The following is a 17,100-nucleotide window of genomic DNA, read 5'->3' as shown; positions in this document are numbered from 1 at the left end:
ATGGGAGGAAGGCGATTACTGGCTGTTTGTTTTCTTCCTCTTTGCCGGGTTGGTTTGCTCTGCTAAATGTTGTTCGGCAGTCACGTATGCAGCGTCTGTCCACCCTCTTTTAAGTGAAACAGAGCCATAGCCCTGTGGCGGGATGCTCTCCCTGATCCTTATTTGATCAATGTATGGTTTCATTAAATCGTTATTCAAAAGCTGGTTAGTCGGGATTTCAATGACCTCAAATCCTGCTTTTTGCAACAGTGCGATTTTAAGCAGAGTCGAACCATTCCTGGTTTTGAAATCACCACCTACATAATGATGCGGTCCCTGAACTTCAATCACCATGTTGTGATCTGGCAGAAGCAAGTCAACCGGAGGTAATGAGTTCAGACTCTTTTCCTCTTCGATCTTCAAAGATGGAATAGATGATTTGAGTTGATCACGGAAGTCGGCCTGGTTTTTTGAAATGATTGTCTGGTAATGGCGGACGACCGAACAGGTTCTGCCAAGCCAACTTGCAGCCATGTTAATGATGGATTGATCCTCTTTATTATCTGGCGATGTATTTTCCAGGCGAATGAGCAGGTCATCCATGTGTTTTTCAAACACGTTATTTCTATTGGTATTGGAGTCTAGAAACAATCTGGCACAGCATACCATTAATGCCCAGAGAGACATCGATATCTCTTTCTTGGAAAACTGAAGGTTCTTACTGATTCGATAGAGAAGCGAGTTGAACGCAGAGGTAACCAGGTTCAGCTCAACGAGTTCACCCAGTTTCGCAATGGCCCAAAGCAGGTTAGCGATTTCCTGTGGTTTAAAGTTAGTTTTTTGTGCGTTTACGAGGGGCAACAGGGCGGCCACGGCCTCTTTGAGACCTGATGTCCGCTCCAGCGCATTATCCACCAGTTTCGCCATGGCCCAAAGCAGGTTGGCGATACCCTGTGGTTTAAAGTTAGCTTTTTGTCCATTTACGAAGGGCATCAGCGCGGTCACGGCCTCGTTGAACCCTGGTGTCTGCTCCTGCCTGTTGTCTGCCAGTTTCGCCATGGCCCAAAGCAGGTTGGCGATTTCCTGTGGGTTAAAGTTAGCTTTTTGTATGTTCACGAAGGGCAACAGCGCCGCCACGGCCTCGTTGAGTCCTGGTGTCTGCTCCTGCCCGTTGTCCACCAGTTTCGCCATGGCCCAGAGCAGGTTGGCGATATGCTGAGGAATAAATTGGTCTTTCTGTGCGTTCACCCGGGGCAACAGGGCGACCATGGTCGCGTTGAGCTCTGGTGTTTGCTCCTGCCCGTTATCTACCAGTTTCGCCATGGCCTGTAACAGGTTGGCGATGCCCTGGGCAGTAAATTGGTCTTTCTGTGCGTTCACGTGGGGCAACAGTGCGGCCACGGCCTTTTTGAACTCTGGTGTTTGCTCCTGCCCGTTATCTACCAGTTTCGCCATGGCCCACAGCAGGTTAGCGATATGCTGTGGATTAAAGTTGGTTTTTGGTACGGTCACGCAGGGCAACAGCGCAGCTACGGCTTCGTTGAACTCTGGTGTCTGCTCCAGCCCGTTGTCCACCAGTTTCGCCATGGCCCAAAGCAGGTTGGTGATTTCCTGGGGTTTAAAGTCAGCTTTCTGTGCGTTCACGTGGGGCAACAGTACGGTCAGGGTCTCGTTGAGACCTGGTGTCCGGTCATGCCCGTTGTCCTCCAGTTTTGCCATGGCCCACAGCAGGTTAGCGATATGCTGAGGACTCAACTGGTCTTTCTGTGGGGTTACGAGGGGCAGCAGCGCGACCACAGCCTCGTTGAAACCGGGTGTCCGCTCCTGCCCGTTGTCCTCCAGTTTTGCCATGGCCCACAGCAGGTTGACGATATGCTGAGGAATAAACCAGTCTTTCTTTGCGATCACGAGGGGCATCAGCGCCCCCAGAGCCTTGTTGAACTCTGGTGTCCATTCCTGCCCGTTGTCCACCAGTTTCGCCATGGCCCACAGCAGGTTGACGATACCCTGTGGTGTAAAGTTGGCTTTTTGTACGTTCACGTGGGGCAACAGCACGGCCACGGCCTCGTTGAGACCCGGTGTCCGCTCCTGACCTTTGTCCACCAGTTTCGCCATGGCCCACAGCTGGTTGGAGATTTCTTGGGCATTAAATTGGTTTTTCTGTGCGTTCACGTGGGGCAACAACACGGCCACAGTCTCTTTGAGCCCTGGTACCCACTTCCAATCGTTGTCCATCAGTTTCGCCATGGACCACAGCAGGCTAGTGATTTCCTGTGGTTTAAAGTCAGCTTTCTGTGCGTTCACGCGGGGCAACAGCGCAGCCACGGCCTCTTTGAGCTCTTGTGTTTGCTCTTGTCCGTTGTCCACCAGTTTCGCCATGGCCCACAGCAGGTTGGCAATACCCTGGGCGTTAAATTGGTCTCTCTTTGCATTCAGTAGGGGCAGCAGGGTGGCCACAGCTTCTATGAGCCCTGGTGTCCGCTCCTGCCCGTTGTCCACCAGTTTCGCCATGGCCCACAGCAGGTTGGCGATTCCCTGAGGAATAAATTGTTTTTTCTGTGCGTTCACATGGGGCAACAACACGGCCACGGCCTCGTTGAACTCTGGCGTCCGCTCCTGCCCGTTGTCCACCAGTTTCGCCATGGCCCACAGCAGGTTAGCGATTTCCTGAGCACCAATATCACTGGCTTCAGGTTTTTGGTTGCAGTTGAATATTATTGCATCAAGTAGTGTCGACAATAAGGCAACCTGAGTGAGCTGAACACGCTCATCCATGGGTTTATAAGGGGTAAAAACACCCGCTGAAGTCAATGAGTGAAGTGTTGTCGTCAGGCTTCGCCAATTCCAGCTCCGCGTTGCTGTGAAATTTTGTAGCAAACGCATCAGCTGGCTTTGTTCAGCTCGATTTAACGGTCTTTGAACAGCTGACGTGTATTTTTTAATTGAGCTGGCATATTGCCCGTGATTTCTCCCATTATAGCGTTGACCGAAACGATCAGATTGACTTACCAGGTCATCCATTATTTCTGGTTTGATGAGGGCATTAAAATCTTGAGCAGAGTTTACTGAACGGTACTGTAGATGTTGAGACGAGCGTGTGCCAGAAGAATGGTAAAATTGATTGCGACCCGGTGCAGTGTGGGGGGGATGATTCCATTGTCTGACTGTGGCATGTCTGTATCGCCCACGCCTTGAAGAAGGGGCATGGCCATTCGGTTGGTTGTAACCGTTATCTGATCTTGCGTATTGACCACTGATACCAGCATAACTTCTATCCATAATTATATTTCATTAATTCATGAAAATATGAAAAGCAGACTGCTGTGCTGCCCGGAAGTTCATTGTGCGGCAAAGTTTATTTGAGTCATGATGGGAGGAAGGCGATTACTGACTGTTTGTTTTCTTCCTCTTTGCCGGGTTGGTTTGCTCTGCTAAATGTTCTTCACCAGTAATGTATGCAGTACCTGCCCACCTTCTTTTAAGTGATACAGAGCCATGAGCCTGTGGCGGGATGTCTATCCTGGTCTTTATTCGATCAATATAGGGTTTCATTAAATCGTTGCTCAAAAGCTGGTTAGTCGGGATTTCAATGACCTCAAATCCTGCTTTTTGCAACAGTGCGATTTTCAGCAGAGTCGAACCATTCCTGGTTCTGAAATCACCACCAACATAATGAGAGGGACCCTGAACTTCAATCACCATGTTGTGATCTGGCAGCAGCAGGTCAACCGGAGGTAATGAGTTCAGACTCTTTTCCTCTTCGATCTTCAAAAATGGAATAGATGATTTGAGTTGATCGCGGAAGTCGACCTGGGTTTTTGAAATGTTTGTATGGTAATGGCGAACGACAGGACAGGCTCTGCCAAGCCAACTTGCCGCCATGGTAATGATGGATTGTTCCTCTTCATTGTCTGGCAATGTATTTTCCAGGCGAGTGAACAGGTCACCCATGTGCTTTTCAAACACGTTACTTTTATTAGCATTGGAATCCAGAAACAACCTGGCACAGCATACCATGACTCCCCACAGAGACAACGGTATCTCTTGCTGAGAAAACTGAGGGTCCTCACTGATTCGATAGACAAGCGACTCGAACGTAGAGGTAACCACGTGCAGCTCAAGGAGTTCACCCAGTTTCGCCATGGCCCACAGCGTGATGGCAATACCCTGGGCATTAAATTGGTTTTTCTGTGCGTTCACGCGGGGCAACAGCGCGGCCACGGCCTCTTTGAGTCCTGGTGTCCGCTCCTGGCCGCTATCTACCAGTTTTGCCATGGCCCACAGCAGGTTGGCGATATGCTGAGGAATAAACTGGTCTTTCTGTGCGTCCACGAGGGGCAGCAGTTTGGCCACGGCCTCTTTGAATCCAGGTGTCTGCTCCATCCCGTTGTACAAAAGTTTCGCCATGGCCCACAGCAGGTTGGCGATTCCCTGTGGTTTAAAGTCAGCTTTCTGTACTTTCATGTGGGGCAGCAGCGCGGCCACGGCCTTGTTGAAATCTGGTGTCTGCTCCTGGCTGTTGTCCACCAGTTTCGCCATGGCCCAGAGCAAGTTGGCGACTCCCTGCGAAACAAATTGGTCTTTATGTCTGTGCACGTAGGGCAATAGCGCGGCTATGGCCTCTTTCAGACGAGGTGTCCGTTCCTGCCCGTTGTCCACCAGTTTCGCCATGGCCCACAGAAGGTTGGTGATTTCCTGCGGATTGAAGTTAGCTTTCTGTGCGTTCATCTGAGACAACACCGCGGCCACGGCCTCTTTGAGCTCTGGTGTTTGCTCCAGCCCGCTGTCCACCAGTTTTGCCATGGCCCACAGCAGGTTGGCGATTTCCTGTGGTTTAAAGTTGGCTTTCTGTGCATTTACTTGGGGCAACAGCGCGACCACGGCCTCTTTGAACTCTGGAGTCAGCCCCAGCCCGTTGTCCACCAGTTTTGCCATGGCCCACATCAGGTTGGCGATATGCTGAGGAATAAATTGGTTTTTTTGTGCGTTCACGTGGGTCAACAGGGCGGCTAAAGCCTTTTTGAGCCCTGGTGTCCGCTCCAGCCCGTTGTCCGCCAGTTTCGCCATGGCCCATAGCAGGTTGGCGATACCCTGGGTATTAAATTGGTCTTCCTGTGCGTTCACGTGGGGCAACAGCGCGGCTACGGCCTCTTTGACCCCTGGAGTGTGCTCCTGCCCGATGTCTACTATTTTCGCCATGGCCCACAGCAGGTTGGCAATAGCCTGCGGAATAAATTGGTTTTTTTGTGCGTTCACGTGGGGCAACAGGGCGGCCACGGCCTCTTTGAACACAGGCGTCTGCTCCAGCCCGTTGTCCACCAGTTTCGCCATGGCCCACAGCAGGTTGGCAATGTTCTGGGCATTGAGCTGGTTTTTCTGTGCGTCCAGGAGGGATAGCAGGGCGGCCACGGCCTCGTTGACCCCTGGTGTCCGCTCCAGCCCGTTGTCCACCAGTTTCGCCATGGCCCACAGCAGGTTGGCAATGCCCTGGGCATTAAGTTGGTTTTTCTGTGCGTTCATGAGGGGCAACAGGGCAGCCACAGCCTCGTTGAGCCCTGGTGTCTGTTCCTGCATAGTGTCCACCAGTTTCGCCATGGCCCACAGCAGGTTGGCGATGTGCTGAGGAATAAACTGGTCTTTATGTGCATTCACGTGAGGCAACAGGGCGGCCACGGCCTCGTTGAGTCCTGGTGTCCGCTCCAGCTGGTTGTCCACCAGTTTCGCCATGGCCCAAAGCAGGTTGGCAATGCCCTGGGCGTTAAATTGGTCTTTCTTTGCATTCAGGAGGGGCAGCAGGGCGGCCACCGCATCTTTGAGACCTGGTGTCCGCTCCAGCCCGTTGTCCACCAGTTTCGCCATGGCCCACAGCAGGTTGACAACGCCCTGGGCATTAAGTTGGTTTTTCTGTGCGTTCACGAGGGGCAACAGCGTGGCCACGGCCTCTTTGAGCCCTGGTGTACGCTCCAGCCCGTTGCCCACCAGTTTCGCCATGGCCCACAGCAGGTTGGCAACGCCCTGGGCATTAAACTGGTTTTTCTGTGCGTTCACGTGGTGTAACAAAGCGACCACGGCCCCGTTTAGCTCTGGTGTCCGTTCCTGTCCGTTGTCCACCAGTTTTGCCATGGCCCACAGCAGGTTGGCGATTCCCAGGGCATCAATATCCCTGGCTGGAGGCTTTTGGTTGCAGTTAAATATTATTGCATCAAATAGCGTTGACAATAAGTTAGCCTGAGTAAGTCTAACTCGCGCATCCATGGGTTTATGAAGGGTAAAAACACCCGCTGTAGTCAATGAGTGCAGTGTTGTCGTCAGGCTTCGCCAATTCCAGTTCCGGGTTGCTGTGAAATTTTGCAGCAAACTGATCAGCTGACTTTGTTCCGCTCGATTTAACGGTCTATTAGCAGCTAACGTGTATTTTTTAACTGAACTGGCATATAGGCCGTGATCTCGCCCATCATAGCGATGACCGAAACGATCCGATTTACTCATCAGACCAGCCATTATTTGTGGTTTGATGAGGGCATTAAAATCTTGAGCAGAGTTTATTGAACGGCACTGTAGATGTTGAGAGGAGCGTGTGCCAGAAGAATGGTAAAATTCATTGCGACCCGGTGCCGTGCGGGGGGGATGATTCCATTGTCTGACTGTGGCATGTCGGTATCGCCCACGCATTGAAGAAGGGGCATGACCATTCGGTTGGTTGTAACCGTTATCTGATCTTGGGTATTGACCACTGATACCAGCAGAACTTCTATCCATAATTATATTTCATTAATTCATGAAAATATAAAAAGCAGACTGCTGTTCTGGCCAGAAGTTCATTGTGTAGAAAAGTTTACTTGAGTCATGATAGGAGGAAGGTGATTACTGACTGTTTTCTTTCTCTTTGCCGGGTTGGTTGGCTTTTCTAAATGTTCTTCACCAGTCACGTATGCAGCATTTGTCCACCGTCTTTTAAGTGAAACAGAGTCATGACCCTGTGGCGGGATGCCTGTCCTGATCTTTATTTGATCAATACAGGGTTTCATCAAATCGTTGTTCAACAGCTGGTTAACCGGGATTTCAATGACCTCAAATCCTGATTTTTGCAGCAGTGCGATTTTCAGCAGAGTCGAACCATTTCTGGTTTTGAAATCACCACCCACGTAATGAGAGGGGCCCTGAACTTCAATCACAACGTTGTGATCTGGCAGTAGCAGGTCAACCGGAGGTAATGAGTTCAGACTCTTTTCTTCTTCAATCTTCAAAGAGGGCAGATATGATTGGAGTTGATCGCGGAAGTCGACCTGGGTTTTTGAAATGTTTGTCTGGTAATGGCGAACGACCGGACAGGCTCTGCCAAGCCAACTTGCGGCCATGAACATGATGGTTTGATCATCTTCATTATCTGGCGAGGTATTTTCCAGGCGAGTCAACAGGTCATCCATGTGCTTTTCAAACATGTTATTTTTATTGGCATTGGAGTCTGGAGGCAACCTGGCACAGCATACCATGACTCCCCAGAGAGACATCGATATCTCTTCCTGAGAAAACTGCAGGTTCTTATTGATTCGATAGACAAGCGATTCGAATGTAGAGATAGCCAGATTCAGCTCAATGAGTTCACCCAGTTTCGCCATGGCCCACAGCAGGTTGGCAATACCCTGGGCATTGAATTGGTCTTTCTGTGCGTTCACGAGGGGCAACAGCGCGACCACAGCCTCGTTGAGCCCTGGTGACTGCTCCTGCCCGTTGTCCACCAGTTTCGCCATGGCCCACAGCAGGTTGGCGATTTTCTGTGGGTTAAAGTTGGCTTTTTGTACGATCACGCAGGTGAACAGCGTAGCCACCGTTTCGTTGAACTCTGGTGTCTGCTCGTACCCGTTGTCCACCAGTTTTGCCATGGCCCACAGCAGGTTGGCGATATGCTGGGGAATAAATTGGTCTTTCTGTGCATTCACGTTGGGCAACAGTGCGGCCACAGCATCTTTGAGTTCCGGTGTCTGCTCCTGCCCGTTATCCACCAGTTTCGCCATGGCCCACAGCAGGTTGTTGATTTCCTGTGGTTTAAAGTTAGCTTTCTGTGCGTTCACCCAGGGCAACAGCGCGGACACGACTTCTTTGAGCTCTGGCGTCAGCTCCTGCCCGCTGTTCACCAGTTTAGCCGTGGCCCACAGCAGGTTGGCAATACCCTGGGTATTAAATTGGTCTTTGTGTGCGTTCACGGGGGGCAACAGCGCGACCACAGCCTTGTTGAGCCCTGGTGTCTGCTCCTGCCCGAGATCCACCAGTTTTGCCATGGCCCACAGCAGGTTGGCAATTTCCTGTGGGTTAAAGTTAGCTTTTTGTACGATCACGCAGGTCAACAGCGTAGCCACCGCTTCGTTGAACTCTGGTGTCTGCTCGTACCCGTTGTCCACCAGTTTTGCCATTGCCCACAGCAGGTTGGCGATATGCTGGGGAATAAATTGGTCTTTCTGTGCATTCACGTGGGGCAACAGTGTGGGCACAGTATCTTTGAGCTCCGTTGTTCGCTCCTGTCCGTTGTCCACCAGTTTCGCCATGGCCCACAGCAGGTTGGTGATTTCCTGGGCATTAAATTGGTCTTTCTGTACGTTCACCTGGTGCAACAACGCGGCCACGGTCTCGTTGAACTCTGGTGTCCGCTCCTGTCCGTTGTCCACCAGTTTCGCCATGGCCCACAGCAGGCTTACGATATCCTGGGCATTAAATTGTTCTTTCTGTACGTTCACGTGCGACAACAGCGCGACCAGAGCCTCTTTGAGCACTGGTGTCCGCTCCAGCCCGTTGTCCACCAGTTTCGCCATGGCCCACAGCAGGTTGGCGATACCTTGTGGTTTAAAGTTAGCTTTCTGCGCGTTCACGCGGGACAGCAGCGCGGCCGCAGCCTCTTTGAACTTTGGTGTCCCTTCCAGCCCGTTGTCCACGAGTTTCGCCATGGCCCACAGCATGTTGGCGATAGCCTGAGGAATAAATTGATCTTTCTTTACGTTCACGTGGGGCAACAGTGCGGCCACAGCATCTTTGAGCTCTGGTGTTTGCTCCAGCCCGCTGTCCACCAGTTTCGCCATGGCCCATAGCAGGTTGGAGATTTCCTGTGGTTTATAGCTGGCTTTCTGTGCGTTCACCCGGAGCAACAGCACGGCCACTGCCTTGTTCAGACCTGGTGACTGCTCCAGCCCTTTGTCCACCAGTTTCGCCATGGCCCATAGCAGGTTGGCGATATGCTGAGGAATAAATTGCTCTTTCTGTGCGTTCACGTGGGGCAACAACGCGGCCACGGCCTCGTTGAGCTCTGGCGTCTGCTCCAGCCTGTTGTCCACCAGTTTCGCCATGGCCCACAGAAGGTTGGCGACACCCTGAGTATCAATATCTCTGGCTGGAAGTTTTTGGTTGCAGTTAAATATGATTCCATCAAGTAGCGTTGACAATAAGCTAGCCTGAGTAAGTTTAACTCGCTCGTCCATAGGTTTATGAAGGGTAAAAACACCCGCTGAAGTCAATGAGTGAAGTGTTGTCGTCAGGCTTCGCCAATTCCAGCTCCGTGTTGCGGTAAAATTTTGCAGCAAACGCATCAGCTGGCTTTGTTCTGTTCGATTTAACGGTCTTTTAACAGCTGACGTGTATCTTTTAATTGAACTGGCATATTGCCCGTGATTTCTCCCATCATAGCGATGACCGAAACGATCCGATTTACTGACCAGGTCATCCATTATTTCCTGTTTGATGAGGGCATTAAAATCTTGAGCAGAGTTTACAGAACGGTGCATTAAATATTGAGAAGGGCGTGTGCCAGAAGAATGGTAAAATTCATTGCCACCCGGTGCGGTGCGGGAGGGATTATCCCATTGTCTGACTGTGGCATGTCTGTATCGCCCATGCCTTAAAAAAGGGGTATGGCCATTCCGTTGGTTGTAACCGTTATCTGATTTTGTGTATTGACCACTGATACCAGCAGAACCTCTATCCATAATTATATTTCATTAATTCATGAAGATATAAAAAGCAGACTGCTGTTCTGCTCAGAAGTTCATTTTGCAAAAAAGTTTACTTGAGTCATGATGGGAGGAAGGCGATTACCGGCTGTTTGTTTTCTTCCTCTTTGCGGGTTTACCGGTTTGCTCTCCTAACTGTTCTTCGTCAGTAACGTATGCAGCACCTGCCCAGCCTCTTTTAAGTGATACAGAGTCATGACCCTGTGGCGGGATGTTTACCCTGATCTTTATTTGATCAATATATGGTTTCATTAAATCTTTGGTCAAAAGCTGGTTAGTCGGGATTTCAATGACCTCAAATACTGATTTTTGCAGCAGTGCGATTTTAAGCAGAGTCGAGCCGTTCCTGGTTTTGAAATCACCACCCACGTAATGAGATGGTCCCTGAACTTCAATCACCATGTTGTGACCTGGCAGATGCAGGTCAACCGGAGGTAATGAGTTCAGACTCTTTTCTTCTTCAATCTTCAGAGATGGAATGGACGATTGGAGTTGATCGCGGAAATCGGATTGAGATTTTGACATGATTGTCTGGTAACGGGGGATGACCGGACAGGCTCTGCCAAGCCAACTTGCGGCCATGAACATGATGGATTGATCCTCATCATTATCTGGCGAGGTATTTTCCAGGCGATTCAACAGGTCATCCATGTGCTTTTCAAACACATTATTTTTATTGGCATTGGAGTCTAGAGACAGACTGGCACAGCATACCATTATTCCCCAGAGAGACATCGATATCTCTTCCTGAGAAAACTGCAGATTCTTACTGATTCGATAGACAAGCGATTCGAACGTAGAGGTAGCCAGGTTCAACTCAATGAGTTCACCCAGTTTTGCCGTGGCCCACAGCAGGTTGGCGATTTCCTTTGATTTAAAGTGAGCTTTCTGTGCGTTCACTTGGGGCAACATCGCGACCACAGCCTCGTTGAGCTCTGGTGTCAGCTCCTGCCCGTTGTCTACCAGTTTCGCCATGGCCCACAGCAGGTTGGCGATTTCCTGTGATTTAAATTGAGCTTTGGGTGCGTTCACTTGGGGCAACAGCGCAGCCACAGCCTTGTTGAGCCCTGGTGTCCACTTCTGCCCATTGTCCACCAGCTTCGCCATGGCCCACAGCAGGTTGGCGATTTCCTGTGATTTAAAATGAGCTTTCTGTGCGTTCACGTGGGGCAACAGAGTGGCCACAGCCTCGTTGAGCCCTGGTGTCCACTCCTGCCCATTGTCCACCAGCTTCGCCATGGCCCACAGCAGACTGGCGATTTCCTGTGGTATAAAGTTAGCTTTGTGTGCGTTCACGCGGGGCAACAGCGCGGCCACTGCCTCGTTGAGCTCTGGTGTCCGTTCCTGCCCGTTATCCACCAGTTTCGCCGTGGCCCACAGCAGGTTGGCGATACCCTGAGGAATAAATTGGTTTTTCTTTACCTGTATATGGGACAAAAGTGCGGTCACAGCCTCTTTGAGCCCTGGTGTCTGCCCCTGCCCTTTGTCCGCCAGTTTTGCCATGGCCCACAGCAGGTTGGCAATATGTTGAGGAATAAATTGGCCTTTCTGTGTGTTCACACGGGGCAAAAGTGCGGCCACGGCTTCGCTGAGCTCTGGTGTCAACTCCTGCCCGTTGTCCACCAGCTTCGCCATGGCCCACAGCAGGTTGGCGATTTCCTGTGATTTAAAGTGAGCTTTTTGTGCTTTCACGTGGGGTAACAGCGTGGTCACAGACGCGTGGAGCCTAGGTGTCCACTCCTGCCGATTGTCCGCCAGTTTCGCCATGGCCCACAGCATATTGGCGATATTCTGCGGAATAAATTGGTCTTTCTGTGCATGCACATGGGGCAACAGCGCGTTCACAGTCTCTTTGAGCCCTGGTGTCCGCTCCAGCCCGCTGTCCACCAGTTTTGCCATGGCCCACAGCAGGTTGGCGACTCCCTGGGCATCAATATCCCGGGCTTCAGGTTTCTGGATGCACTTCAATCTTACTCCATCAAGTAGAGTGGACAATAAGGCAGTTTGAGTGAGCTTAACACGTTCATTCATGGGATTATGAGGGGTAAAAGCACCCGCTGAAGTCAATGAATGAAGTGTTGTTGTCAGGCTTCGCCAATTCCAACTCCTTGTTATTGTGAAATTTTGCAGCAAATGTATCAGGTGGCATTGTTCCGAGCGATTTAACGGTCTTTTAACAGCTGACGTGTATTTTTTAATTGAGTTGGCATATTGACTGTGTGGTTTCCCATCATAGAAAGGACCGTAACGATCCGATTTACGCACCAGACCAGCCATTATTTCCTGTTTGATAAGGGCATTAAAATCCTGAGCAGGTTTTACTGAACGACTCAGTATATTTTGAGAAAGGCGTGCGCCAGAGAAATGGTAAAATTCATTATGCACCGGAGTAGTGCGGGAAGGATTATCCCATTGTCCGACTGTGCCCTGTCTATATTGCACACGCCTTGAAGAAGCGTCATGGGCATCCGGTTGGTTGGCATCATTACCTGGTCTTGCGTACATACGACTGATTCCAGCAGAGCTTCTATGCATAATTATATTTCATTAATTCATGAAAATATAAAAAACAGACTGCTGTTCTGTTCAGAGGTTCATTTTGCTGAACATGTCTATAAACGTGAGCGGTTGGGGAAACAGATCGGATTCGTGATGCCACAATCCGCTGTGTTAAATCATCTGGAAGCTACTTCCCTGGCCTTTATTTGATCAATACATGGTTTCATTAAATCCCGGCTCCAAACCGTGTTAGCAGGGATTTCAATGACCTCAAATCCTGCTTTTTTCAACAGTGCGATTTTAAGCAGAGTCGAACCATTCCTTGTTTTGAAATCACCACACACATAATGAAACCGTCCCTGAATTTCAATAACAATGTTGTGATCTGGCAGTAGCAGGTCAACCGGAGGTAGTGAGTTCAGACACTTTTCTTCTTCAATTTTCAAAGAGGGAATGCATGATTGGAGTTGATCGCGGAAGTCAGTTTGAGGTTTTGACATGGTGGTCTGGTAATTGGGGACGATCGAACACGCTCTGCCAAGCCAACTTGCGGCCATGGCAATGATGGATTGTTCATCTTCACTGTTTGGGGATGTATTTTCCAGGCGAGTAAAAAGGTCATCCATGTACTTTTCAAGCACGCTATTTTGACTGGCTGTGGAGATCAGGGACAACCTTGCACACCATACCATTACTCCCCATAGAGACATCAATATGTCTTGCTGAGAGAACTGAGGGTTTTCACTGATTCGGTAGACAAGAGGTTTGAGCGAGGAATCAACTATGTCCAGCTCAAGGAGTTCACCCAGTTTCGCTGTGGCCCACAGCAGTTTGGCGATTTCCTGTGGTTTAAAATTAGCTTCCAGTTCATGCACAAGGGGCAACAGCGCGGCCACTGCCTCTTTAAACCCGGCTGTCTGCTCCTGCCCGTTGTCCGCCAGCTTCGCCGTGGCCCACAGCAGGTTGGCGATTTCCTGTGGCATAAAGTCATTTTTTTGTGCGTTAACGAGGGGCAACAGCACAGCCACGGTTTCGTTGAGCTCTGCTGCCTGCTGATGACTGTTGTCCACCAGTTTCGTCATGGCCCACAGCAGGCTGGCGATTTCCTGTGGTTTAAAGTCAGCTTTCTGTGCGATCACCTGGGGCAACAGCGCGGCCACAGCTTCGTAGAATTCTGGCGTCCACTCCTGTCCGTTATCCACCAGTTTTGCCATGACCCACATCAAACTGGCGATTTGCTGAGGAATAAATTGGTCTTTCTGTGCGTTCACGCAGGGCAAAAGATCGGCCACGGCCTCATTGAGTTCTTGTGTCTGCTCCGGGCCGTTATCCAATAGTTTCGCCAGGGCCCACAGCAGGTTGGCGACATGCTGAGGAATAAACTGGTCTTTGTGTGCGTTCACCTGGGGCAACAGCGCGGCTATGGCTTCATTGAACTCGGTCACCGACTCCTGGCCGTTGTCCGCCAGTTTCGCCATGGCCCACAGCAGGTTGGTGATACCCTGTGGTTTAAAGTTAGCTTTCTGAGCGTTCACATAGGGCAACAACGCAGTCATGGCTTCGTTGAGCTCGGTTGTCCGCTCCTGCCCAATGTCCGCCAGTTTCGCCATGACCCAAAACAGGTTGGCGATACCCTGTGGTTTAAAGTTAGCTTTCTGTGCGTTCACGCAGGGCAACAACACGGCCACGGCTTCTTTGAATTCTGGTGTGCGCTCCCGGCCGTTGTCCACCAGTTTCACTATCGCCCACAGCAAGTTGGCAATGCCCTGGGCATTAAATTGGTTTTTCTGTGCGTTCACGTCCAGCAACAGCGCGGTCACGGCTTTATTGAACCCGGGCGTCCGCTCCTGGCCGTTGTCCGCCAGTTTCGCCAGGGCCCACAGCAGGTTGGCGATGCGCTGGGCATTAAACTGGTCTTTCTGTGCGTACACAAGAGGCAACAGCAAGGCCACAGCCTCCTTGAACTCTTGTGTTTGCTCTTGTCCGTTGTCCACCAGTTTCGCCATGGCCCACAGCAGGTTGGTGGTTTCCTGTAGTTTAAAGTCAGCTTTCTGTGTGTTCACGCGGTGTAACAGCGTGGCCACGGCCTCTTTGAGTCCTGGTATCCGCTCCAGCCCGTTGTCCACCAGTTTCGCCATGGCCCACAGCAGGTTGGCAATGCCCTGTGGTTTAAAGTTAGCTTTCAGTGCGTTTACGTGGGGCAACAGCGCGGCCACAGCCCCATTGAAGTCTGTTGTTTGCTCTTGCCTGCTGTCCACCAGTTTTGCCATGGCCCATAGCAGGTTAGCGATTCCCATGGCATCAATATCCCTGGCTTCAGGTTTTTGGTTGCACTTGAATGTTATTGCATCAAGTAGCGTTGACAACAAGTGATCTTGAGTAAGTTTAATACGCTCATCCATGGGTTTATGATGGGTAAACACACCCGATGAAGTAAACGAATGAAATGTTGTTGTCAGGCTTCGCCAATTCCAGCTTCGTGTTGCGGTAAAATTTTGCAGCAAACGTATCAGCTGGCTTTGTTCAGCTCGATTTAACGGTCTTTTAGCAGCTGACGTGTATTTTTTAATTGAACAGGCATATTGCCCATGATTTCTCCCATTATAGCGATGACCGAAATAATCCGATTTACTCAACAGATCATCCATTATTTCCTGTTTAATGAGGGCATTAAAATCTTGCGCAGGGTTTACTGAACGACGCTGTAGAGAAGGGCATGCGCCAGAAGAATGGTAAAACTCATTACGCTCCGGGGCAGAGCGGGGGGGATTATCACACCGTCTGACTGTGGCCTGTCTATATCGTCCAAGCCTTGAAGAAGTACCATGGTCATCTGGTTGGTTGTGACCATTACCTGGTCTTGCGTATTTACCACTGATACCAGCAGAGGTTTTATGCATATTTATATTTCATTAATTCATGAGTATATAAAAAACAGACTGCTGTTCTGTTCAGAAGTTCATTTTACTGAAATATCTCTAAAAGTAAGCATTTGGGGAAATCCATCTACTTGCAAATCATCCGGAGCGAGACAAACAGTTACTACCTGTATTCTGGTTTGTCTGTTTGCTCTTCTGAATGTTGTTTGACGGTTAAGTAATGATTTTATTTGGTCAACTACTTACCCCTGTAACGAGATGTTGACCCTGGTCTTTATTTGATCAATACATGGTTTTATTAAATCCCGGTTCCAAAGCGTGCTAGTCGGAACTTCAATGACCTCAAATCCTGATTTTTTCAGCAGTGCGATTTTAAGCAGAGTCGAACCCTTTCTGGTTTTGAAATCACCACTCACGTAATGAGTCGGTCCCTGAATTTCAATAACAACGTTGTGATCTGGCAGTAGCAGGTCAACCGGCGATAATAAGTTCAGACTCTTTTCCTCTTCAATCTTCAAAGATGGCATGCATAATTGGAGTTGATTGCGAAAGTCGGTTTGAGGTTTTGAAATATTTGACCAGTAATTGGGGACGACCGGAGAGGGTCTACCAAGCCAGCTTGCGGCCATGGCAATGATGTGTTGATCCTCGTCATTGTCTGAGGATGTATTTTCCAGACGAGTAAACAGGTCATCCATTTGCTTTTCAAGTGCGTTAATCTTATTGGCATTGGGGACCAGAGACAACCTGGCACAGCACACCATTACTCCCCAGAGAGACATCAATATCTCTTGTTGAGAGAACTGAGGGTTTTCACTGATTCGGTAGACAAGAGATTCGAACATAAATGTAACCACGTTCAGCTCAATGAACTCACCCAGGCTCGCCATGGCCCACAACAGGTTGGCGATACACTGGGCATTAAATTGGTCTTTATGTGCGTTTACATGGGGTAACAGCGCGGCCACGGCCTCTTTCAGCTCTGGTGTCTGCTCCTGCCCGCTGTCTATCAGTTTCACCATGGCCCACATCATGTTGGCGATACCCTGGGTACTAAACTGGCCTTGCTGTGCGTTCACGTGGGACAACAGCGCGGCCACGGCCTCTTCGAGTTCCGGTGTCCACTCCTGCCCGTTGTCCACCAGTTTCGCGATGGCCCACAACAGGTTGGCAATATGCTGGGCATTAAATTGGCCTTCCTGTGCGTTCACGAGTGGCAAAAGCGCAACCACGGCCTCTTTGAACGCTGATGTCTGCTTCTGCCCGTTGTTCACCAGTTTCGCCATGGCCCACAGCAGGATAACGATTTGTTGAGGAAAAAATTGGCATTTCTGTGCTTTCACGTGGGGCAACAGGGCAGCCACTGCCTCTTTGAACGCTGATGTCTGCTCCTGCCCGTTGTCCACCAGTTTTGCCATGGCCCACAGCAGGTTGGCTACCTCCAGTGGTTTAAAGTTAGCTTTCTGTGCCAGCACGTGGGGCAACAGCGCGACCAGAGTCTCTCTGAACTCTGGTGTCCGCTCATGACCGTTGTCCGTCACTTTCGCCATGGCCCACAGCAGGTTGGCGATACAATGGGCATTAAATTGGTTTTTCTGTGCTTTCACGTGGGGCAACAGTGCGGCCACAGCCTCGTTGAGCCCCGGTGTCCGTTCCTGCCCGTCGCCCCCCAGTTTCGCCATGGCCCACAGCAGGCTGGTGATTTCCTGTGGTTTAAAGTCAGCTTTCTGTGCGATTACATGGGGCAA

At 50.3% G+C, this 17,100-nt stretch carries 6 protein-coding genes; all 6 read right to left on the bottom strand.

Features of this window, described 5'->3' with window-relative positions; genetic code table 11:
• Positions 1 to 15: 15 nt before the first annotated feature.
• Positions 16 to 3,258: an RAP domain-containing protein gene (locus J7439_RS21625; RefSeq protein ID WP_209204071.1), complete on the bottom strand. Its 3,243-nt coding sequence runs from the start codon at positions 3,256 to 3,258 to the stop codon at positions 16 to 18.
• A 105-nt stretch (positions 3,259 to 3,363) separates the two neighbouring features.
• Positions 3,364 to 6,738 (bottom strand): RAP domain-containing protein, encoded by a 3,375-nt coding sequence (locus J7439_RS21620; protein ID WP_209204070.1) that lies wholly within the window; start codon positions 6,736 to 6,738, stop codon positions 3,364 to 3,366.
• Positions 6,739 to 6,797: 59 nt separating this feature from the next.
• Positions 6,798 to 9,950, bottom strand: coding sequence for a DUF1601 domain-containing protein (locus tag J7439_RS21615; RefSeq protein WP_209204069.1), 3,153 nt, complete (start codon positions 9,948 to 9,950; stop codon positions 6,798 to 6,800).
• A gap of 105 nt (positions 9,951 to 10,055) precedes the next feature.
• Positions 10,056 to 12,509 (bottom strand): DUF1601 domain-containing protein, encoded by a 2,454-nt coding sequence (locus J7439_RS21610; RefSeq protein ID WP_209204068.1) that lies wholly within the window; start codon positions 12,507 to 12,509, stop codon positions 10,056 to 10,058.
• A 140-nt stretch (positions 12,510 to 12,649) separates the two neighbouring features.
• Positions 12,650 to 15,373 carry a DUF1601 domain-containing protein gene (locus J7439_RS21605; RefSeq protein ID WP_209204067.1) on the bottom strand — a complete coding sequence of 908 codons (2,724 nt, stop codon included), beginning with the start codon at positions 15,371 to 15,373 and terminating at the stop codon, positions 12,650 to 12,652.
• Between the two features lie 221 nt (positions 15,374 to 15,594).
• On the bottom strand, positions 15,595 to 17,100 hold a 1,506-nt coding region (locus J7439_RS21600; RefSeq protein WP_209204066.1), incomplete at its 5' end, for an RAP domain-containing protein.

Origin of the sequence: Salinisphaera sp. G21_0 (assembly GCF_017744115.1) — a bacterium.
GTDB lineage: Bacteria > Pseudomonadota > Gammaproteobacteria > Pseudomonadales > Endozoicomonadaceae > Endozoicomonas.
The sequence above is the reverse complement of the archived record's forward strand: the minus strand, read 5'-3'. Positions and strand labels throughout refer to the sequence as shown.